Origin of the sequence: Nostoc sp. NMS2 (assembly GCF_017115105.1) — a bacterium.
Classification (GTDB): domain Bacteria; phylum Cyanobacteriota; class Cyanobacteriia; order Cyanobacteriales; family Nostocaceae; genus Nostoc.
This window is the reverse complement of the sequence record NZ_JABXKH010000087.1, coordinates 1-18,608: the sequence shown is the minus strand read 5'-3', so window position 1 is coordinate 18,608 and position 18,608 is coordinate 1. Positions and strand designations below refer to the sequence as shown.

Here is an 18,608-nt window from a genome sequence, read left to right as displayed (position 1 = left end):
TAAATTGAGCAGCAGCAGATAAAATTTTCATTCACACTATAGTACAATATTTTGTCCATTTGCTCCATAAAGTGTTAACCTGCTAGACTGAAATGATTGGACGCAGAAAAGACGGATAAATAAGCTCTGGAGGTTCCCTCTTCCCAATCGAAATATGTGTGATATTGTCTTTCGATCGCCTTCTGTTTAACTATTGAAACAATGCATTCATCATTCTGAGTTTTATACTCAATAAATGTTTGAACCATTCGACAAATCTCATGTTCAAAGTAGCTTGCTGCTGAGAGTAGTAAAGTTTTGGTAAAAACAATATTAAATTGAACCATAAAAGATGGCTCGTTTTTCTCCTCTAGAAATTTGAGAAGGTCTAGATTATCTTGATAAATTCGGTCAACAATACTTTGTCTTATCATAAATCACAATTCTTTACGCAGAATAATTGCCGCTTTTTGTAATCTTTTGTTGACATTTTCCTTACTGGTAGTTTGAGATTGTATGGCTTCTACAAACTCTGTATCACTTTTTAGTTCTTCGAGCTTTTCAGTATCTATCTTTCCTTCAACAAACTGACGTGTTTCAAAAAAATGTCCACATTGAGCGACAAACACCGCTTCAAAAATAGAAATATTAAACTTATTAGTTGTCTTTCGATAAAATGCTTTTTCTGGCAATTCTGAGCAAGCCTCTAAAAAAGAGTGGAATAGCCTTTCAAGGTAATCTATCTGTTCAGTTTTCAATTTTTTACAGTTCTTAGAAAAGCTATTGAGAAACTTCACCATAGACGACTGATATTCTTGGCGCTCAACTAACATTGCAAATCCTCTTAAGAGAATTTCAATGTCTTTCATATTCAGATCCGGTTCGTCAACTCCAATTATTCGTCGCCAGGCAGGTAGAGTATTGAGCCGATACAACATATTGTAGAAATCAGAATAATATAGGCTTGTCCTAATCTCTTGAGGTTTTAAATTTATACCGCCAGAGTTTAGGCGATTAAAAATTTCATATATACAAGAATCATCTTCTTCTGGAAAGTTCTGCTTGATTATGATATTTCTTATAGTTCGCAAATCGAATGCAATCTTATATTCATCTAGGGTTGAGTAGTTGATTTTATTTAACTTATTGGGATGATTTGGTAAACTTGAGGGCAATTGCAAGTTGAATTTGGTGAAATAGGCATCATCTCCCAGAATTTCATCTGGAATCTTGCCATTCTCTTCAAAAATTCGCCTCAAAATAGTTCTCTTTTCGTCTTTTGGAAAGCGTTGCTCAATGAAATAGTAGAGAGACATTAAGCGTTGTTGCCCATCTATTACCAAAAATTTGTTTCTTGATTCCTGATAAAGAAATATCTGTGGAATAGGTAAGCCAACTATGATAGATTCAATTAGTTTTGAAGCTCTTTTAATATCCCAGACATAATTACGTTGGAAACCTGGAATATTGATAGCGCCAGATTTTATAAAGTCATACATCGTCTTAATATTAAAATCATTAGGCGATGTAGTTATTTCATACTCATTGATTGAATATGTCTCATCAGGCTGAGAATCGCTATCAAACCATTTGACTGGTTCATTTTTTTCAAACTGCGCTTCGGACACTTCGGTATCCTCATTAGTTTGAGGGTTTGATGAGTTAGTCATTCTAAATTACCTAAGATACAAAGTGCCAATTGCTTTACTCCCAATGTTGAAACTATACTAACCGTTAACTTCATCGCAACTAGGTGCTGAACATTAACACATAACCTCTAACCATTGACCTCAGTCAGAAATGAAGCTGTTAACTACATATTATACATATTTTCCGTATAACAATCCTTACTTAGAGTATTCGTAAATTTCCTTAATAAAATTCGATCAAACAAAGCCTAAGTAAATCAGCAAACTTCTACCTCTGATCTTTTGACTTTGTTGGTTACTCATCACTGGGATCGCCCCAACTTGACAACACGCCACTGTATATTTAAAGATTGTGTGTGAGATGCACGAGAAGTAGAGTGTTGTAGCGATGTCTGCGACGGGCTATTCGGTGTCGCATTAAACCGTCCAATCCTCAATTAACAGTCCGACTACTTTGCTGAAATCCCGATGATTGCGCGTTAATAAAACTAATTTACGAGATAGTGCGACGCTGAATAGCCCGTTGTAGACATCGCAGTAAAAGAAGTAGACTGTTGTTGTGATCGCCCTGACTCGACAATAAACTAGGCGAACAGCGAACCCTTGCACCGCTATGTGAAGCTGTTTTAGACTTAGAAAGATGCTACGCAGTTTATAATCACCATGAGCTATCACGATATTATTACAATTGAACCGGACAAGCGAGGTGGTAAACCTTGCATTCGACGGATGCGAATCACCGTGTACGATGTTCTAGGCTGGTTGGCAGCTGGTATGTCTCATGGAGAGATATTAGACGATTTCCCTGAATTAACAGAAGAAGATATTAGGGCAAGTCTAGAGTTTGCTGCTGACCGTGAACATCGTTTAGTTGCCTCTCTACCAAACGCTACGCAAACGGTAGGTGGTGTTTGAAGCTGCTTTTTGATCAAAATTTGAGTCGCAAGCTGGTAACTCAATTAGCAGACGTTTTCCCTGATTCTAGTCATGTTCAGTTTCATGGACTGGAAGTGAAGACTGATACTGAAATATGGGAATTTGCTAAAACCAATGACTTTTGCATCGTAACTCAAGATGTAGACTTTGCCGAAAGAAGCCGTTTGTACGGTTCTCCACCTAAAGTTGTATGGCTACGTTGCGGAAATGCACCCACAAAGCAAGTTGGATCTTTACTTCGTTCTGGGGTGGAGATAATTCAGGAGCTTTTGAATAATCCAAGTCTGCATTGCTTAGAATTGTACTAAAGCTTTGCGGGGGATTGTCTGTGAGATGCACAGGAAGTAAAGCGTCGTCGACATCTTAGTAAAAGAAGTAGACTGTTGTTGCGATCGCCCCAGTTCGACAACACGCCACTGTATATTTATACTGGGTGAAGTTAAGCGTAGACGCTCTTAGCGGCTTGCCGAAGGCATCGCCTCTAACTCAGGAATATGTTCAGTTTCGTAGTTTTCAATTAAAACGCCGATAACTTCCATTAGAGACGCGAGTGGATGCTTTTCGTCTTCACCAACTTGATCGATGAGACAATCAAGGATCTCAACTAAGCGTTCATATTCCTCTTCTGTGTGAGGAACAAAGACGTTTTCCGCAATAGATGACCAAGCAATGATGGTTTGATTTAGGTTGAAACTTTGCATTATTCCTTCCACTTTCCTTCATCATATTCTGAATGCGTTAACACAGCCCGAATGTAGACTTTTTTGCGGTTGTAATGAATTGCGGCAATGAGTCTAACTTTGTTACCACCAATATTAAATACTGTCAATTTACCGACTTGATCTGCGGATGGAAACATTTCACGGAGTTCTACAAATGAGACAAACTCATTTCCCTTGACTAATTGATACCACTGAGTCAAGGCGTTATTTGTATCTGGATGAAGTTTAGCAAATTCATTCAGCCGTTTACGAGTAATAACATGCATCTGAAGACCCCTGATGTTTTAATAATTCTGTAATGCATATAATTCACCTCTCCCTGATAATCTTATATTTTAATCATTGCCTTTATTCAACAACACACTACTGTATATTTAGAGATTGTGTGTGAGATGGACAAGAAGTAGACTGTTGTAGATCGCCCTGACTCAACAATAAACTAGGCGATGTCTACGACGGGCTGTTCGGTGTCGCATTAAACCGTCTAATCCTCAATTAGCAATCCGGCTACTTTGCCCAAATCCCGATGATTGCGCGTTAATAAAACTAATTTACGAGATAGTGCGATACCGAATAGCCCGTCGTAGACATCGCAGTATAAAGAAGTAGACTGTTGTTGCGATCTTACTCGACAATAAACTAGGCGATGTCTACGACGGGCTGTTCGGTGTCGCATTAAAGCGTCTAATCCTCTATTAACAATCCGGCTACTTTGCCCAAATCCCGATGATTGCGCGTTAATAAAACTAATTTACGAGATGTGCGATCGCCGAATAGCCCGTCGTAGACATCGCAGTAACATTCCCTATCATACCCCGCAGATAATGCAAACTTAACCGATCGCTCCTATGCTTCGGCTTCAATACCTTGTTGTGTTGGGGATTCTAGAACTTTTGTCTGCTGCTCTTTGTACTGTATAAGGTAGGGATATTGTTTCTGAAGTTGAATATAGTAATTCACCAACTTCTGAGGATTGTGTCCATTCTCTAGAGATATAATATGGCGAATTTTACGTATTTGGCTAATTCCCTCATCATTCTTCGTCATTTTGCGCTCCTATCAACTCTAACGGCGTAACTAGCGTTGGAACGTATAACCCCAGCATAACGTTCAGCCGTCGAATATGCCCAAACTTATTGGCATTTGCCAAGTGACGACAATTCCAAGTTAAGAGAAAATCACATTTATGATACGAAGCTAGGGCAAGATGTAGTGCATCTCCAAGTGGATCTTTGGGCATCAGTTGTTGCTGAATATACACTTCAACGATTTCAGCAACCACAGATTCAATCGGGACAAATAACAAGCCACTAATCAGTTTTATTGCCTCGTTCTTTCCAGGAAAGTTACCTCGATTGAGTTCATCCAGCACTGCAAGACTAGTTACAAGCACATAGTTGTCACTATGACTCCACCATTCCCGTGTCCAGTCCCGCCGCGCCACCATATCAGGTTCAGTACGTGCCTCGTAATAAAAACTGGGAATGGAGGTTTCAATGTAAACTTTTGGCTTCATTGCGGTAAGGAGTGACATAAATGAACGGCTTGACCATCTTTGCCAATGCCTGATACTCCAACATTATCGTCTTTAATTAACCACCTAAGCGATGTCTGCGACGGGCTATTCGGCGTCGCCCTCACTCGGCAATAAACTAGGCGATGTCTACGACGGGCTATGACGCTCCTGCGTCGCTAACGCTACGCTATCGGTGTCGCATTAAACCGTCCAATCCTCAATTAACAATCCTGGTACTTTGCCCAAATCCCGATGATTGCGCGTTAATAAAACTAATTTACGAGAAAGTGCGATCGCCGAATAGCCCGTCGTAGACATCGCAGTAAAAGAAGTAGACTGTTGTTGCGATCGCATTCATCTAGTAACTTTTTACTTTTGCCCCATTTGGTGAGCTTCTGCATAGATTCGCAGTGCTGCGGCCATTCTTTTTTCATAATCTTCACCCTGAGACTGGAACCAAGCCAATGTTTCAGGTTCTATCTGAACAAGAACATTCAACGACGCAACAGGCTTCCACCATCGAGAGTTGCTAAAAAACTCCTCAGTTAAAGGAGGAATATCAGATGTATCAATTTCTTCTTCTGTGAGCGAATCAACTTTCTCCCAGTTCGTTCTTGAGGTATTGTTCATAGCGTTTTCGTTCATAAGGTAAAGCTTTACGAAGTGAAATAATTCGGATTGTTTCTTCGTCTAGTTCTGTGAAAACTACAACTACAATGCGTCCATCAAGCATTCCCAGCCCAATTAATCGATCTTCTCCATAATCTTGACGGTTATCCAGAGAAATCCGAAGTGGTAGTCTGAAAATCCGATACGCATCCGCAAAATCCAGTTCATGTTTTACAATGTTAACCTCATTTTTTTGCTGATCCCATTCAAACTTCATATACTTATTTTATCGAATTCTGACAATTAATATGAAAACTGTAATGTGACTACATAGGTCATTTGAGGTAGCGATCGCTCCTCAACATCATACTATGCAAGGTTTTTTCGCGGCGAGAGAAAAAAGAGCCGATTTCTAGCCTAAATGCAAGTTGCAGCGTTATATAATAACAATCTGTTTTGATGTTTTAGATAGTATAACTCTTATGGAGTCTCGTTTTTAGATTTTGCTTGCATTTTGCTCAAAGGAAAACTGTAAAATAAAAGACTATTTTAAATGACGATTTTTTAGATTAAATGGTGCGATCGCTTTTACTTGACAACAAGCTACTAAATATTAGAGTAATTGTAGAAGATGCAATTCTCCTAACTTTTGTCTGACGTTAAATTGAATGACGGCAAATACAGCAGTTTGCAAGCAAATGAGGTACACGACTAGAGAATTAAGGATAAAAACAATTCTTCTCCCTCCTGCCTCCTGCCCCAAAATCAATTAATTTGTACCTCATGCAAATGAAATCTGCTGTAATATTTAAAACTGCATTAGGATTTGTTAGTTGCCCGCTTTAACATACTATCATGTTGCTTGCTTCTCACCCATAGAACATAACTAGACTCACATAGCCCAACGCTTGTTATTAATAAATGTTACCTTATTATAAACAGTTTCTAATGGCCGGTAAACTCCGTTATTCTCTGCGAATCTTTTCAATAAACGATTGCAACCTAAATCCCAGCTTACTACCTCAATTTGCCAACCATGTTTGTGTGCTAGTTCCAACTGTTTAATAAAGCCTTGATCATTATTGTAACCACTACCATCACCTGTTAGAAGTACTATGACACCTGGTGGGTTTACACCAAGTACCTGATTAGCCATCTGAAGTTGGATGATTTCATCTACAGCAACTTCACCACCACTACTTTGCCCTCGCTCTTGCTTATTGAACTTAATCCCTAAATTTGCAAATCTCTGCCACAGTGGATCGCTATCTGGTGGGATAGAACCGCCAACAAAAACATAATCTACTTTGCGATTATCTACAACAAAATCGAACAGATTAGAAAAGTGAATACGGAAACTATTTTGATCGCTAGGTTCCTTTTGTTGGCAAACATTACGACCTACTAACCAAATATTTGAATTGTCCCAAAAAATATGAATTGACATATATGCTAGCTAGCAATAGATAGGATGAATATAGGTAAACTGACAATCTATTTTAACTATCGGCTCTAACCGAATTGTTAGACTGCTCGCTACCACTATAATTGGCTAATGAATTTAAGTTACTTGTATCATTTTATTAAACTAAATTTTAGCGATCACTTTTACTTAACAGAAAACTATTACCTAAAATGTGATCGCATGACAGCAAACACTATCACTAAAAGCAAAAGTAATATATAGGCAAGACTCAAGTTTGCTAATCTAGTTTCGCTAGTTCTGCTAAATGTTTAGCAGCATCAGCTTTATGCAGAAATTTTTTAGCTTCGTATGTATTGCTTCCGGGTTTTAACGCAAACCAAATATCATCTTGCTTTATAACAATACCTACTGAAACTCCCTTAAATAAAACTTGGTATTGATTGCTGTCAGTGTCTTTAGCGGTGATATCTATATATAGAAAGCCCATACCAGTGACCCTCTTCATTTGCATAACCATATTTTCTCTGGCATTTTCAGCAAGTTCCCTAATTCGAGAATAGAAGGCATCCTCAAAAAAAGTTTTATTCTTGTCCAGAAAAGCCAAGCAAGAATTTAAAAGCTTTGCAGCTGTATCAAAATCTCCAATATTTGCGAAATCCATTGGAATATGTTCATAAAAGGTTATAATGCCGAACGGAGACATACCTTCTTCAATCAATGATTTTTCTGCTGAGAAAGCTCTTTGTTTAGCTTCATCAAAATTACCTATACCAAGGTTGAAGCGAATCGCTGAAACTTTATTTACTAGTTTGTTTTGTTGCTGTTCATTTAGGGCTGTGTTCTGAGACATCTTGATTAGTTGTTATACCTCATTTAACAATATCAAAATACCTTAACCTCAACTTTATTTTATTGCGACCGAAATATTACTTAGACGTAATTACATAAAATTTCATTTTTAAAAAGTTTCCGTAAAAATACCCTTAAACAAAATCAGCCTGCGATCACCCCAATTCAACAAAACGCGACTTTATATTTAGAGATTATGTGTGAGATGGACAAGAAGTAAACCGTTGTAGCGATCGCCCTGACTCGACAATAAACTAGGCGATGTCTACGACGGGCTGCGCCTACGCATTAAACCGTCCAATCTTCTATTAACAATCCAGGTAATTTGCCCAAATCCCGATGATTGCGTGTTAATAAAACTAATTTACGAGATAGTGCGATGCCGAATATCCTGTCGTAGACATCGCAGTAAAAGAAGTAGACTGTTGTTGCGATCGCCTTTAAAGATTATCTGTGAGATGGACAAGAAGTAGAGCGTTGTAGCGATCGCCTCGTTGCAGCACGATGTAAAGCTGTTCTAGACTTAGAAAGATACCATACAGTTTAAAATCACCATGAGCTATCACGATATTATTACAATTGAACCGGATAAGCGAGGTGGTAAGCCTTGTATTCGACGGATGCGAATTACCGTGTACGATGTTCTCGGCTGGTTGGCAGCTGGTATGTCTCATGGAGAGATATTAGACGATTTCCCTGAATTAACAGAAGAAGATATTAGGGCAAGTCTAGAGTTTGCTGCTGACCGTGAACATCGTTTAGTTGCCTCTCTACCAAACGCTACGCAAACGGTAGGTGGTGTTTGAAGCTGCTTTTTGATCAAAATTTGAGTCGCAAGCTGGTAACTCAATTAGCAGACGTTTTCCCTGATTCTAGTCATGTTCAGTTTCATGGACTGGAAGTGAAGACTGATACTGAAATATGGGAATTTGCTAAAACCAATGACTTTTGCATCGTAACTCAAGATGTAGACTTTGCTGAAAGAAGCCGTTTGTACGGTTCTCCACCTAAAGTTGTATGGCTACGTTGCCAAAATGCACCCACAAAGCAAGTTGAATCTTTACTTCGTTCTGGGGTGGAGATAATTCAGAGGCTACTCAATAATCCAAGTCTGCATTGTCTAGAATTGTACTAAGGCTTTCTTTTCGAGGGATTGTGTGCGCGAGATTCATAAGAAGTAGTTCCTTGGAGCGATCGCCCTCGCTCAACAATAAACTAGGCGATGTCTACGACGGGCTGTTCGGTGTCGCATTAAACTGTCCAATCCTCTATTAACAATCCGGGGAATTTGCCCAAATCCCGATGATTGCGCGTTAATAAAACTAAGTCTGCAAAAATAGAAAGACCCGCCACTAACCCCATTCGAGATATATTACAGCGCTTCCGGCTATTATGCAATACAGTTTTTTTCCTTGCCCTCTCCTATCAAAGCTTTCAGATTTGGGAATGTACCTCATAGCTGCCGTAAGTGCTGTATTGATGTATTGTGTTTTTTAACCTAGAAGGAAACTCATGGCAAAAATAAAAAACAATGCACAGCTAACTTTCAACCAAGTTGAACTTGAAGAACTCTCCGATGTAGAGATGAAATGGGTGATGGGAGGGGCGTCGTTGCCTTCAGTGCCGCAGTTCCAAGTGCCGCAGTTCCAAATCCCGCAGTTCCAACTTCCTCAATTTCAATTCCAACTGCCTCAATTTGAATTCCAAGTGCCGCAGTTCCAAATACCGCAAATTCAACTGCCCGAGTTCCAAATGCCCGAATTTAATTAGTCTCTGCTTCACTTGCCTGCACTTGATTTCAGCAACTTGTCGCTAACTCTCATACTTGGGGCTTAAATCGTACCTTCAATAGCATCAAAATCTTAAGGCTTGATAAACTTCTGTCACTTCCGGCGTTCTGTACTTAGTATTGTTTTCAAAGCAATTGCTCCCAAGCTATGTAATTGACTAATTTTCGACAGCACTATCCCCAGAATCAAAATTGGTTTGGAGAAGAGCTATAGGCGATGTCTACGACGGTCACTGAGCGAAGTCGAAGTGCGGGCTACGCCTATGCAACACCTGTAGATAACGTTTGCCATATTCAATTATTAGCGATAAGTTGTAGCTCAATACACTTGAGGGACAAAGAACTGCTCATTGCGGGGTGCGCGAACATAATCCTCAGCCAAAGGTCTAGACGGAAGCTCTAAGGGAGGAGGTGTCATATCTTCGTAAGGAACTTTGCTCAATAAATGATGAATGCAGTTGAGCCGCGCCCGTCTTTTATCATCTGCTTCAATTGTAAACCAGGGGGCTTCTGGAATATTCGTGTAAGCAAACATGGTATCTTTTGCTTTGGAGTATTCTACCCAACGATTACGTGATTCCAAATCCATTGGGCTAAGTTTCCAACGCCTTGCTGGATCGTGACTGCGAGAAAGAAAGCGTTGCTCTTGTTCTTCGTCGCTAACGGAGAACCAGTACTTGATTAAAACAATGCCCGATCGCACCAGCATTCGTTCAAATTCCGGGCAAGATTGCATGAATTCTTGATATTCTGCTTCACTACAAAAATCCATTACCCGTTCAACTCCGGCTCGATTGTACCAACTGCGATCGAAAAGGACAATTTCGCCTGCTGTCGGAAGATGTTGCACGTAACGCTGAAAATACCACTGAGTTTTCTCGCGATCGGAGGGGGTTCCCAGAGCAACTACACGACAGCCACGAGGATTGAGTGGATCGGCAATGCGTTTAATTACTCCTCCTTTGCCGGCAGCATCGCGCCCTTCAAATATGACGACAACCCGATAGCCGACGTGCTTAATCCAATATTGCATTTTGACTAGCTCAATCTGGAGTTGCTCTAGTTCAGTTTCAAAAGTCTTTTTGGGAATTTTCTTAGCAAAAACTTCTGTGCTACCATCAAAAATCCGTTTGGATTTTTTAGATTTTTTCTTGTCTTTTGCCTTTACTAGTTTTTCTATTAAGTCTGTAGAGGGTTGAACTAGACCATTATTTTGTTGGTTTTCAACTTCATCAATTGACATTGCAGTGACTCCATGCCATTGAATCGGCATAATTATCTATAAGGTATATATTTTAATGCAAACTGAGTGTAAATATACACCTTTATAAGTATAACAATACTAAAGATGTAAAATTTTTATCCATCTGCGTTATGGTCAATTTCAATTTTTAGTTTAATAGCAGAACGCAGCAAGACCTATCGAAAAGCGATCGCTCACCGGACGAAACTTTTAGCTATTTATTTGTTGTAGTTGTTTGATTTTTTCTATCAACAGACGAACTTGAACAGGTTTGTTACGAAACCAATCTGTTGACCAAATGCGGTGAATTTTCCAACCTAGCCTTTCAAGCACCTGTTGTCTGAGGCGATCGCGATCTCTGGCAGTAGGTGAACTATGGTAAGATACACCATCACACTCAATCCCTAGTAAAAACTCACCAGAGCGATCGTTATTGACTACACCAAGGTCAATCCGGTATCCTGAACATCCAACTTGGGTGCGGATAGTGTATCCCTGCTGGACTAAAGTATGGTAAACATCTTCTTCAAATGGCGAGTCAAAGTGAAGCGTATCTGTGTAAGAGTTACCTTGCAGTTTTTCTCCACCACTCGCTGCGTACTCCAGGTAATCGTGCAGTAATTTTACACCTTTGCTGCTGGTGCTTGTTGTATTGATATCACCAGCCACAATGGAAGAAACAAGCGTAATTTTACTTTTTGCCCGCGTGACGGCGACGTTGAGCCGTCGTTCTCCACCTTGCCGATTTAAGGGGCCAAAATTGAGAGAAAGTTTACCTTGCTCATCACGAGCATACCCAACGCTGAGTATAATGGCATCTCGCTCATCACCCTGAACGTTTTCCAGGGCTTTGAGAAAAAACTGAGGTGAGTTATCACTGCAAAATGTCTCTAGATCAAGATATTCTTTCCCCAAAATTTCAATTTGCTCCCGAATCGCGTCTGCTTGGGCTTCGCTAAAGGCAATAATACCAAGGGATTGTTCGGGAAACCGTTGAAAATGCTCCAACGCCAACTGAGCAACCACTTCAGCTTCACGTCGATTATCTCTGCGTTTCCCGCGATCGTAAACGCCATCAGAAACGTGCTTAAACCACACTCCTAAATCTGGGTTTTGAACTGGGTTTGGAAATGTAACTAATTCGTTGCCGTAAAAATGACAGTTGGAGAAAGCAATCAAACGCTCATCCTGACTGCGGTAGTGCCATTTCAATATGTGTTCAAACATAAATTTTGAACATTCATCCAAAACGCTTTCATACCTTTCATCATCTTCATCATCGATATCTTCTTGACTATCTCCGGTTGAAAAGAATGAAGTGGGAGGAAGCTGTTTATTATCCCCAATCACAATGACTTGATTTGAACGGATAATTGAAGGAACAACATCCTCAGTCCGAAGCTGAGATGCTTCATCAAAAATAAGACAATTCAGATTGAGCCAAGTTTAAGAAGCTTTCTAGCTCGACAAAAGTAATTTGATTACGAGGTAAGTAATAATCTGTAATGTCACTTTCATTAAAGTGCGATAAGAGGAAATCTAATCCTTGCCTAATACTGTGATGGGCTGACTCATATTCCTTAACTAATTCAGCCATTTTGCGCCGTTTAGAAGGAGAATTTAGAATGCGCTGGACGGAATCAGCAGAAAGCGAAAACTTTTGTAAGCCAATCAACCAATTTAAAGCTTGTTCAATTTCTTTTAACTCTGCTTCACTAGAAACTTCTGGATTAAACAAAGATCCAAACACCTGATGAGGCTGGTAGTTAATATGACGTAGCCTATTTTGTACAGACTCAATAGGATTAAGTTTGTTATCGCGCAAAGCATCTAAGAAATCTTGGACTCCTAAACTTTCTAGTCGTTCATAGATTTCTTTATATGTCAACCATTGGCGAAATTCTGGTAAGTCTAATTGAGCTAGATTTAAAAAACTTGCCAGTTCGGTAAATGAAATTTGATTATGAGGCAGATATTGCCCAATAATATCATTCTCATTAAAGTATGAGAATAAGAAATCCATACCCTCTTTAATATCTTCAGGAAGGGATTCAAGTTTCTTAACTAATTGATCCAGTTCACGTCGTCTAGAGGGAGAATTTACAATCTGTTGGGCTGACTCAGCAGGAAGTGAATACTTTTGTAAGCCAGTCAACCAACTTAAAGACTGTTCAATTGCTTTTAATTCTTCTTCACTAGAAACTTCCGGGTTAAATAAAGATCCAAAAATCTGGCGGGCTGGGTAATTGCTTTGATATAGCTTGTTTCGTGCGGCTTGTATTTGAACGGCTTGTGTCAAATCACGTTTTAATTCGTTGTGAGAAATCTGTCCCTCTTTAGTGCTTAGTTTCTTCAAAAGTTTGATATCGCGCCTGTATTGGGGATTAAAAATTCTAATCAACCAAAAGCGACTATATTTTTGATATCTGTTGGCTAAAGCAGGTAATTCTGAAGAGAATAATTCAGGATTATATTTTTGTTTTAAAATTGGCTCAGTTTCTTCTAGTAACTTAATATCGCCTTTCAACTTACTGAAGGCATCCTGAGTAGTTGAAATATCCAATTCATGCCAATTTTCTGGTAACTTATTTGGCACTTGCAGTATATGTTTAAGAGCAGGAAAGCAAGCTTCTACATTTTCCAAATTTAATAAGGGTTGAATCCTCATAATCATTTGAAGCTGTTGGCTAGCTGTCTGAATCAAAGAAATTGCTTGTTTCAATTTATTGATTTTATTCTTAATTTCTAGCTCTAGAGTATCAGAGCAAGAGTTTAAAGTACTTTGTGCCCAAATAGTTGTTTTTTCTCCTCTTAAAAATGGTAGAAATGAAGAAAGCCGATCCAGCAAATTTTGCACTTCTTGCGAAAGCTTATTTTTTTCAATATCTTGAACGTCTGTTTGCAGAATAGTGAAAGCATTCTGAGCAATTGCAATATCTACTCCAGTCCAGTTTTCTGGCAGATTTAATGGAGCTTTTCGTATGTAGTCTATGGCTGGATAAAACTTATCTAGAGACTCTAAATTCAATAAAGGTTGAACTTGGAGAGTTTCTTGCAATTCTTGATTAATCTTTTGGGATAAAAAAATGGCTTGCTGAAATTCCTCTATTTTCTCTGTAATTTGCAGTTCCATTTCATAGGAATAAGAATCTAGAGAACTTTTTGCCCAAATAGTTGTTTTCTCTCCCTTAAATAAAGGTAAAAATTGCGCCAATTGATTTAATAAATCTTTTGCTTCTTGTAATCTACTAGGATTCCATTGGCTGAAGTTGGAAAATATGACATTAATATTGGGAATTGCTTCGCGTTCTTTTTTCAAAAGCTCACCAAATATCTTAGCTCTTTTACTGTTATAAATACCTGCATGACAGAGTAGAAAAAACAAAAAAAGTTTTTTTGATTGGGTTTTTTGAACACCCAATAATATTGACTGAAAAAAGTTCTGTAAATCAATATTGACTATTACATTTGCACCAACATGGGGTTTAGCATTGGTGACTATCGAACGATTTTTACAAAAGCCGTGCGCTGCATTATGAAGTTCTAATTTCTCTAAAATATTCTCTAGAATCCACCTTTGAGCAGCTTTAAGTTCGGGCTTTGGTGCAGAAATAATTCTTTCTCCACCTGTCTTTTTTGGGATTTTGAAAGGGAGGTAATGTCTAATTAGGGATGTATTAGTTGTTAAAAAGCGCAGTTTTTCAAGACTTATTCCCATCGCCAAGGCTATTTTTTCGGCAGTATTATATTCAGCTAAACCATGCGATCGCAAAAGTGCTAAATTATCAGTTCGCAACTTTTCTAGATTACTTTCAGCCGCTAATTGGGTAGTGGTTAGATTTTTGTTGTACATAATACAAAAGATTTTTTTACTCTGCAAGTGCAAGTGTTTACAGTTTAGGTGTGGGCAAAAGCTTCTCCAAAGCTGGATTAAGATTGCTGTTACTTTTCCCAAACTGCTCAATGGCAATTTAGAAAAAGAGAACTGCGCTCAAATATACCGTTCATTTACCAATGCAGAATCCCAAAGGAAAACTAAATGTAGAAAACGAAGGGACATACTCAAGTTAAGGAAAAATGCAGTTGCGCTTGCTCCTTGACTGTGGCTACCGAACATTGCCCTTATGAGTCATGACCGATAGCAGAACACTTGCACCGCAGAGTTAAGAAAATGAGGGGTCTCGAATCTTTTGAGATTCGTACCATATTGGCTACCGTGACAGGGTAGTGTCTTTTGACCCGGACAGGGTTGGTGGAAAGTATAGGAATCGAACCTACAACACATCGATTATGAGTCGATTGCTCTACCAGTGAGCTAACTTTCTGGGGTTTGATACAGGAGTCGAACCTGTGACCAATCGATTATGAGTCGATCGCTCTACCAACTGAGCTAATCAAACGATATAGTTTAAAGTACTCGGCGACATACGCTGATACCAAAGGTTGGCGCACCAGTTAGGCTTATGGAACCTAAACTATAGCTTTGTAACTTTATTACTATCCCGCTTCAAATCTAGCATAGGAAGAACCTTTACAATGTCTGCGCTGGGTTAGGCCTACGCCTCAATTTAATAGATGCTCACGATTTATTCTTGTAGCTCAGTCTGGGAAAGCTAGACCAGTCATGGGGTCACGGATATACAACCCTAATGTGAGACTACGCATCGCTTCATCCCAAAAGGGTATTAATTGTTCTGCTTGATCTGCCCAATAATCGAATGTAATCAAGCACTGAACATTTGACCCCAAACCAATGCAAGTCCGCGAAAAAGCTTCCCGTGGTTCTTCTTGAGTGTCAATGAACTTCATCTCTGTCCAGACAATTCTGGCAGTTTGGCGCTTGATGGTAATAATTTCTCCCTTGGCAATGATGTTACGGCTGTCGTCTTCCATCACTTTTTTCAAAGTAGATTTTAGCGGAAACTGGCTCCAGTCGTTGGGTGGCAGGCGATTAAAAGATACTTCCAGACAGCAATCATCGTTGGGCGGTTTTTTATCGAGGAATTTGAAAGATTTTTCTTGTGGCTCAAGAACCCAATCCTGGGGAACATTGAAGCGAACAGCGCCTCGATCTGCTACAAATATTTTGTAGCCTGATGGAGATTCCCAACGATGATCGGGTTTTAGTTCAAGCGTTTCTTTGATCCACTGGAGATTGCTTTTTTTACGCTTTGCCATAGTGTTTCTGCATTTTCTGCTGAAGAGGGCGACGCGGAATAGCCTATTGTAGACATCAGCCCTTTTTGTTAATGTTATCAAATTGCTAGCATTTTGAATAACCCTTATTACCCTACAGATAATCTCCAAATGATTGGCTTTACGGATTGAAGCAAAGCTATCTCCTAACTAAACAGCGATCGCAAAAATTTATAAGTTACGTTTTACTAATAAACTCCGACTCCTCTTGCGGAATGCCTGTGAGTCCAACGGTCGAGTCAGAAAAGTTTTTTCCCGACAATTATCCACCCTGCCACGGGAAGGGGGTTAGGTTTTAACTTTTCCACATAAGGTGAAAAGTTAAAACCTACGGCTAGAGATAAATCTGCTGCAACACCTACAGTAATTAAATAATTCGTAATTCGTAATTCGTAATTCGTAATACTTCGACTTACCTCGGCTTCGCTCGGCACAAGTCGCTCAGTACAAGTTCGTAATTCGTAATAGAGCCTCCGGCACGCTCCGCGTTAAGCGAAGCTATGCCGCAGGCTTTACGTAATTAAGTTTTGTAATGGGGATTTAACCCCAACACAAAACTTGCTTTTTTATTGAACCGGGGGACTTAAACCCACGGAACTAGTTAAAAAAACTAATTTAAGCAATTACTAAAGTCTATTTTTATTACCAAAAAAGTTCAAAACGTAGATATATTTATCTACATAGATAGATGCCACATATTTAAATATCTTTCTTTAGCAAGATATATTTTTTAAAAAACTAGTTTTCTTATACCATAATTTGAAAAATAAATAATAGATATACATTTCATTCAATGATATTCATCAGATAAATCTTACAAATCTTAGTTTTTTGTTAACGTTTACTAGCTATGATACCAGAGTAGTGAATGGTAATAATTCGGATTTGAATATCTAGGGATAATTGTGTCATCTAGGAAGAATGCCCTAGATTTATCCCCCAAGCTGCAAAATGTAGCAGAAAGCAAGCACTGATTAGGTAAATCTTTAAGGTAATAAGCATGAGTTATACTATTGAGTCCGCACGCAATATCTTCTCTAGCACTCAAGTGGCAGATGCTGTTCCAGCCACTACAGCAATGTTTGCTGAACTCAACATTGATGATCAATTGGCATTTCTCTGGTATGCCTACGCTGAACTAGGTCGTACTATTACCCCAGCTGCTCCCGGAAAAGCTAATCTCCAATTAATGGAAGGTATATTTAACGAAATCAAGCAGATGTCTCATGAAGAACAAACGCAGTTAATGAGAGATTTAGCGAGTAATGCTGATACTCCTATCAGCCGTTCTTATGCATACTTTGGTGTCAACGCTAAATTGGGATTCTGGTGGCAGTTAGGAGAGTGGATGAAAGAAGGTATTGTCGCTCCCATGCCAGTTGGTTATCAAATGTCAACTCAAGTTAAAGCAGTCCTAGAAGCTGTTCAAAAAATCGATCAGAGTCAGCAAATTACTGTACTACGCAATACTGTAGTAAATATGGGGTTCGATCCGTCTCTGGCTGATAAGAAACAAGCACAAATAAACTTTAAGTTTCCACGTGCATCTCTAAGTCCTCAATTTACTATTGAGGGAGTTACAGAACCAACAGTGCTGAAATACATTGAAGCCATGAATGCAGATAACCTTGAAGCTGCTGTTGCTTTATTTGCTAACAACGGTGCGCTGCAACCACCTTTCCAAAAACCAATTGTTGGTCGAGAAGCTATCACTTCCTATCTACGAGATGAGGGACAAGGGTTAGTGATGAAGCCAACTAAAGGTGTCTCGGAAACTATAGAAGATGGTTATACACAGCATAAAATTACTGGTACGGTGGAAACTCCTTGGTTTGGAGGTAATGTTGGGATGAACATTGCTTGGCGATTTTTACTCGATCCTCAAGGTCAAATTTACTTTGTGGCTATTGACTTACTTGCTTCTCCTAAAGAACTGCTTAACTTAACTCGCAAGTAAAGTTTCTTTGTTTTAATGCAAAAGGAATTGCGCTTGTCTAAGATGATGTTTTAAAAGGGTTTTTTGCTCTTGTCGTTAGCATAGCAAAGCATCTTAGTACATAGCTAAAATCTTGATTTGGCGTTGTACTTAACTCAGTAATAACTGTAAAATTATAACTTTTGGGACTTTTAAAACATCTTCTAAGCGCCATGACCCTCATCAAATAAAATCTCAATAAATGCTCGGTTCTAGGTGAACCGAGCATTAGTCAAATGTAGGCAAACTTGGACTGGTTCGCCTAAAACTTGATTGTGTCAATAAGATAAGCATTGTTAAATCTATTGTGATGTCTAAGAGAAGAGGTTGTTTGAAAAGTCTTATTCTTGGTAACAAAAGTTCTAGATCCCCCTAAATCCACGCCACTTGCTTCATTCGGGGTCTCCCCAAATGAAGCAAGTGGCTCCCCTTAAAAAGGGGGACTTTAATTCCGGTTCCCCCCTTTTTAAGGAGGGTTAGGGGGGATCAATAAGTGCCTAAAATCACAGCTAAACACTTTTTAAACAACCTCTAAAACGGGCTACGCTTACGCACTGCCATCACAACGATCAAAACTAGCCATTACAGCGCAAAAATATAAATAAAGTCGAATTTAGTTAGTAAAATGGCATTTGACTTACTCAAAATGAGCTTTTACTTTCTCATTTTGGTGTTTTCCGCAAGTAAAATGAGCTTTTACTTACTCAAAAGCAGCTTTT

At 39.1% G+C, this 18,608-nt stretch carries 24 protein-coding genes and 2 tRNA genes; 6 read left to right on the top strand and 20 right to left on the bottom strand.

Annotated elements, in window-relative coordinates; translation table 11 throughout:
• Nucleotides 1–74 precede the first annotated feature (74 nt).
• Nucleotides 75–413 (bottom strand): HEPN domain-containing protein, encoded by a 339-nt coding sequence (locus tag HWQ36_RS16130; protein WP_292704635.1) that lies wholly within the window; start codon nt 411–413, stop codon nt 75–77.
• A 3-nt stretch (nt 414–416) separates the two neighbouring features.
• A complete protein-coding gene (locus HWQ36_RS16125; RefSeq protein WP_292704633.1) occupies nt 417–1,649 on the bottom strand; it encodes a DUF262 domain-containing protein in 1,233 nt (410 codons plus the stop codon).
• A gap of 642 nt (nt 1,650–2,291) precedes the next feature.
• On the opposite strand from HWQ36_RS16125, the gene HWQ36_RS16120 reads away from it, so the two are divergent.
• Complete coding sequence (locus HWQ36_RS16120) at nt 2,292–2,543, top strand: DUF433 domain-containing protein (RefSeq protein WP_292704608.1); 252 nt, start codon at nt 2,292–2,294, stop codon at nt 2,541–2,543.
• The gene (locus HWQ36_RS16115) at nt 2,540–2,872 is read left to right on the top strand and encodes a DUF5615 family PIN-like protein (RefSeq protein WP_292704631.1); all 333 of its coding nucleotides are present in this window, start codon (nt 2,540–2,542) and stop codon (nt 2,870–2,872) included. Before HWQ36_RS16120 ends, HWQ36_RS16115 begins: the two co-directional genes overlap by 4 nt.
• Before the next feature lie 147 nt (nt 2,873–3,019).
• Here HWQ36_RS16115 and HWQ36_RS16110 read toward each other — a convergent pair whose 3' ends face one another.
• The 11 genes from HWQ36_RS16110 to HWQ36_RS16060 form a co-directional block, all read right to left on the bottom strand.
• Complete coding sequence (locus HWQ36_RS16110) at nt 3,020–3,265, bottom strand: hypothetical protein (RefSeq protein ID WP_292704629.1); 246 nt, start codon at nt 3,263–3,265, stop codon at nt 3,020–3,022.
• On the bottom strand, nt 3,265–3,552 hold the full coding sequence (locus HWQ36_RS16105; protein ID WP_292704627.1) for a type II toxin-antitoxin system HigB family toxin: 288 nt from the start codon (nt 3,550–3,552) through the stop codon (nt 3,265–3,267). The genes HWQ36_RS16110 and HWQ36_RS16105 overlap by 1 nt, the downstream gene beginning before the upstream one ends.
• A gap of 218 nt (nt 3,553–3,770) precedes the next feature.
• Nucleotides 3,771–3,962, bottom strand: a complete 192-nt coding sequence (locus HWQ36_RS16100) for a hypothetical protein (RefSeq protein ID WP_292704625.1) — start codon at nt 3,960–3,962, stop codon at nt 3,771–3,773.
• Nucleotides 3,963–4,132: 170 nt separating this feature from the next.
• Nucleotides 4,133–4,333 carry a hypothetical protein gene (locus HWQ36_RS16095; RefSeq protein ID WP_292704623.1) on the bottom strand — a complete coding sequence of 67 codons (201 nt, stop codon included), beginning with the start codon at nt 4,331–4,333 and terminating at the stop codon, nt 4,133–4,135.
• Nucleotides 4,320–4,820 carry a type II toxin-antitoxin system VapC family toxin gene (locus tag HWQ36_RS16090; protein WP_292704621.1) on the bottom strand — a complete coding sequence of 167 codons (501 nt, stop codon included), beginning with the start codon at nt 4,818–4,820 and terminating at the stop codon, nt 4,320–4,322. The genes HWQ36_RS16095 and HWQ36_RS16090 overlap by 14 nt, the downstream gene beginning before the upstream one ends.
• A gap of 183 nt (nt 4,821–5,003) precedes the next feature.
• Entirely contained in the window at nt 5,004–5,156 is a 153-nt protein-coding gene (locus HWQ36_RS16085; protein WP_292704620.1) for a hypothetical protein, read from the bottom strand.
• 15 nt (nt 5,157–5,171) lie between these two features.
• Nucleotides 5,172–5,432, bottom strand: a complete 261-nt coding sequence (locus HWQ36_RS16080; RefSeq protein ID WP_292704618.1) for a hypothetical protein — start codon at nt 5,430–5,432, stop codon at nt 5,172–5,174.
• Entirely contained in the window at nt 5,395–5,688 is a 294-nt protein-coding gene (locus tag HWQ36_RS16075; RefSeq protein ID WP_292704616.1) for a BrnT family toxin, read from the bottom strand. Before HWQ36_RS16075 ends, HWQ36_RS16080 begins: the two co-directional genes overlap by 38 nt.
• Nucleotides 5,689–6,303: 615 nt before the next feature.
• Nucleotides 6,304–6,858 (bottom strand): NYN domain-containing protein, encoded by a 555-nt coding sequence (locus HWQ36_RS16070; RefSeq protein WP_292704614.1) that lies wholly within the window; start codon nt 6,856–6,858, stop codon nt 6,304–6,306.
• A 256-nt stretch (nt 6,859–7,114) separates the two neighbouring features.
• Nucleotides 7,115–7,687, bottom strand: coding sequence for a hypothetical protein (locus HWQ36_RS16065; protein WP_292704612.1), 573 nt, complete (start codon nt 7,685–7,687; stop codon nt 7,115–7,117).
• A gap of 439 nt (nt 7,688–8,126) precedes the next feature.
• On the bottom strand, nt 8,127–8,252 hold the full coding sequence (locus HWQ36_RS16060) for a hypothetical protein (protein WP_292704610.1): 126 nt from the start codon (nt 8,250–8,252) through the stop codon (nt 8,127–8,129).
• Here HWQ36_RS16060 and HWQ36_RS16055 point away from each other — a divergent pair.
• The 3 genes from HWQ36_RS16055 to HWQ36_RS16045 all read left to right on the top strand — a co-directional run bounded on the left by HWQ36_RS16055 (nt 8,241) and on the right by HWQ36_RS16045 (nt 9,456).
• Entirely contained in the window at nt 8,241–8,492 is a 252-nt protein-coding gene (locus HWQ36_RS16055; RefSeq protein ID WP_292704608.1) for a DUF433 domain-containing protein, read from the top strand. The two genes, HWQ36_RS16060 and HWQ36_RS16055, sit on opposite strands and share 12 nt — an antisense overlap.
• Complete coding sequence (locus HWQ36_RS16050; RefSeq protein ID WP_292704606.1) at nt 8,489–8,821, top strand: DUF5615 family PIN-like protein; 333 nt, start codon at nt 8,489–8,491, stop codon at nt 8,819–8,821. The genes HWQ36_RS16055 and HWQ36_RS16050 overlap by 4 nt, the downstream gene beginning before the upstream one ends.
• 377 nt (nt 8,822–9,198) lie before the next feature.
• Nucleotides 9,199–9,456 carry a hypothetical protein gene (locus HWQ36_RS16045; protein WP_292704604.1) on the top strand — a complete coding sequence of 86 codons (258 nt, stop codon included), beginning with the start codon at nt 9,199–9,201 and terminating at the stop codon, nt 9,454–9,456.
• Between the two features lie 338 nt (nt 9,457–9,794).
• Here HWQ36_RS16045 and ppk2 read toward each other — a convergent pair whose 3' ends face one another.
• The 7 genes from ppk2 to HWQ36_RS16010 form a co-directional block, all read right to left on the bottom strand.
• Nucleotides 9,795–10,748, bottom strand: coding sequence for a polyphosphate kinase 2 (ppk2, locus tag HWQ36_RS16040; RefSeq protein WP_292704602.1), 954 nt, complete (start codon nt 10,746–10,748; stop codon nt 9,795–9,797).
• 180 nt (nt 10,749–10,928) lie between these two features.
• Nucleotides 10,929–12,068 carry an AAA domain-containing protein gene (locus HWQ36_RS16035; RefSeq protein ID WP_292704600.1) on the bottom strand — a complete coding sequence of 380 codons (1,140 nt, stop codon included), beginning with the start codon at nt 12,066–12,068 and terminating at the stop codon, nt 10,929–10,931.
• 64 nt (nt 12,069–12,132) lie between these two features.
• Nucleotides 12,133–14,571 (bottom strand): reverse transcriptase domain-containing protein, encoded by a 2,439-nt coding sequence (locus HWQ36_RS16030; RefSeq protein ID WP_292704598.1) that lies wholly within the window; start codon nt 14,569–14,571, stop codon nt 12,133–12,135.
• Between the two features lie 397 nt (nt 14,572–14,968).
• Nucleotides 14,969–15,043 (bottom strand) — tRNA-Met (locus tag HWQ36_RS16025).
• A tRNA-Met gene (locus HWQ36_RS16020) sits at nt 15,043–15,118 on the bottom strand. Before HWQ36_RS16020 ends, HWQ36_RS16025 begins: the two co-directional genes overlap by 1 nt.
• A 199-nt stretch (nt 15,119–15,317) precedes the next feature.
• Complete coding sequence (locus HWQ36_RS16015) at nt 15,318–15,896, bottom strand: hypothetical protein (protein WP_292704596.1); 579 nt, start codon at nt 15,894–15,896, stop codon at nt 15,318–15,320.
• 257 nt (nt 15,897–16,153) lie between these two features.
• Nucleotides 16,154–16,348, bottom strand: coding sequence for a hypothetical protein (locus HWQ36_RS16010; RefSeq protein ID WP_292704594.1), 195 nt, complete (start codon nt 16,346–16,348; stop codon nt 16,154–16,156).
• 566 nt (nt 16,349–16,914) lie between these two features.
• Between HWQ36_RS16010 and HWQ36_RS16005 the strand changes: the two genes are divergently transcribed.
• Entirely contained in the window at nt 16,915–17,871 is a 957-nt protein-coding gene (locus HWQ36_RS16005) for an orange carotenoid protein N-terminal domain-containing protein (RefSeq protein WP_292704592.1), read from the top strand.
• The last annotated feature ends 737 nt before the right edge of the window (nt 17,872–18,608 follow it).

Bases quoted from the DNA above. Each gene is read 5' to 3' on its own strand.
- HWQ36_RS16070 (WP_292704614.1), bottom strand. From the start codon at position 6,858: ATGTCAATTCATATTTTTTGGGACAATTCAAATATTTGGTTAGTAGGT.
- HWQ36_RS16055 (WP_292704608.1), top strand. From the start codon at position 8,241: ATGAGCTATCACGATATTATTACAATTGAACCGGATAAGCGAGGTGGT.
- HWQ36_RS16090 (WP_292704621.1), bottom strand. From the start codon at position 4,820: ATGTCACTCCTTACCGCAATGAAGCCAAAAGTTTACATTGAAACCTCC.
- HWQ36_RS16015 (WP_292704596.1), bottom strand. From the start codon at position 15,896: ATGGCAAAGCGTAAAAAAAGCAATCTCCAGTGGATCAAAGAAACGCTT.
- HWQ36_RS16085 (WP_292704620.1), bottom strand. From the start codon at position 5,156: ATGCGATCGCAACAACAGTCTACTTCTTTTACTGCGATGTCTACGACG.
- HWQ36_RS16080 (WP_292704618.1), bottom strand. From the start codon at position 5,432: ATGAACAATACCTCAAGAACGAACTGGGAGAAAGTTGATTCGCTCACA.
- HWQ36_RS16110 (WP_292704629.1), bottom strand. From the start codon at position 3,265: ATGCAAAGTTTCAACCTAAATCAAACCATCATTGCTTGGTCATCTATT.
- HWQ36_RS16100 (WP_292704625.1), bottom strand. From the start codon at position 3,962: ATGCGACACCGAACAGCCCGTCGTAGACATCGCCTAGTTTATTGTCGA.
- HWQ36_RS16130 (WP_292704635.1), bottom strand. From the start codon at position 413: ATGATAAGACAAAGTATTGTTGACCGAATTTATCAAGATAATCTAGAC.
- ppk2 (WP_292704602.1), bottom strand. From the start codon at position 10,748: ATGCCGATTCAATGGCATGGAGTCACTGCAATGTCAATTGATGAAGTT.
- HWQ36_RS16045 (WP_292704604.1), top strand. From the start codon at position 9,199: ATGGCAAAAATAAAAAACAATGCACAGCTAACTTTCAACCAAGTTGAA.
- HWQ36_RS16030 (WP_292704598.1), bottom strand. From the start codon at position 14,571: ATGTACAACAAAAATCTAACCACTACCCAATTAGCGGCTGAAAGTAAT.
- HWQ36_RS16105 (WP_292704627.1), bottom strand. From the start codon at position 3,552: ATGCATGTTATTACTCGTAAACGGCTGAATGAATTTGCTAAACTTCAT.
- HWQ36_RS16075 (WP_292704616.1), bottom strand. From the start codon at position 5,688: ATGAAGTTTGAATGGGATCAGCAAAAAAATGAGGTTAACATTGTAAAA.
- HWQ36_RS16005 (WP_292704592.1), top strand. From the start codon at position 16,915: ATGAGTTATACTATTGAGTCCGCACGCAATATCTTCTCTAGCACTCAA.
- HWQ36_RS16125 (WP_292704633.1), bottom strand. From the start codon at position 1,649: ATGACTAACTCATCAAACCCTCAAACTAATGAGGATACCGAAGTGTCC.
- HWQ36_RS16065 (WP_292704612.1), bottom strand. From the start codon at position 7,687: ATGTCTCAGAACACAGCCCTAAATGAACAGCAACAAAACAAACTAGTA.
- HWQ36_RS16120 (WP_292704608.1), top strand. From the start codon at position 2,292: ATGAGCTATCACGATATTATTACAATTGAACCGGACAAGCGAGGTGGT.
- HWQ36_RS16095 (WP_292704623.1), bottom strand. From the start codon at position 4,333: ATGACGAAGAATGATGAGGGAATTAGCCAAATACGTAAAATTCGCCAT.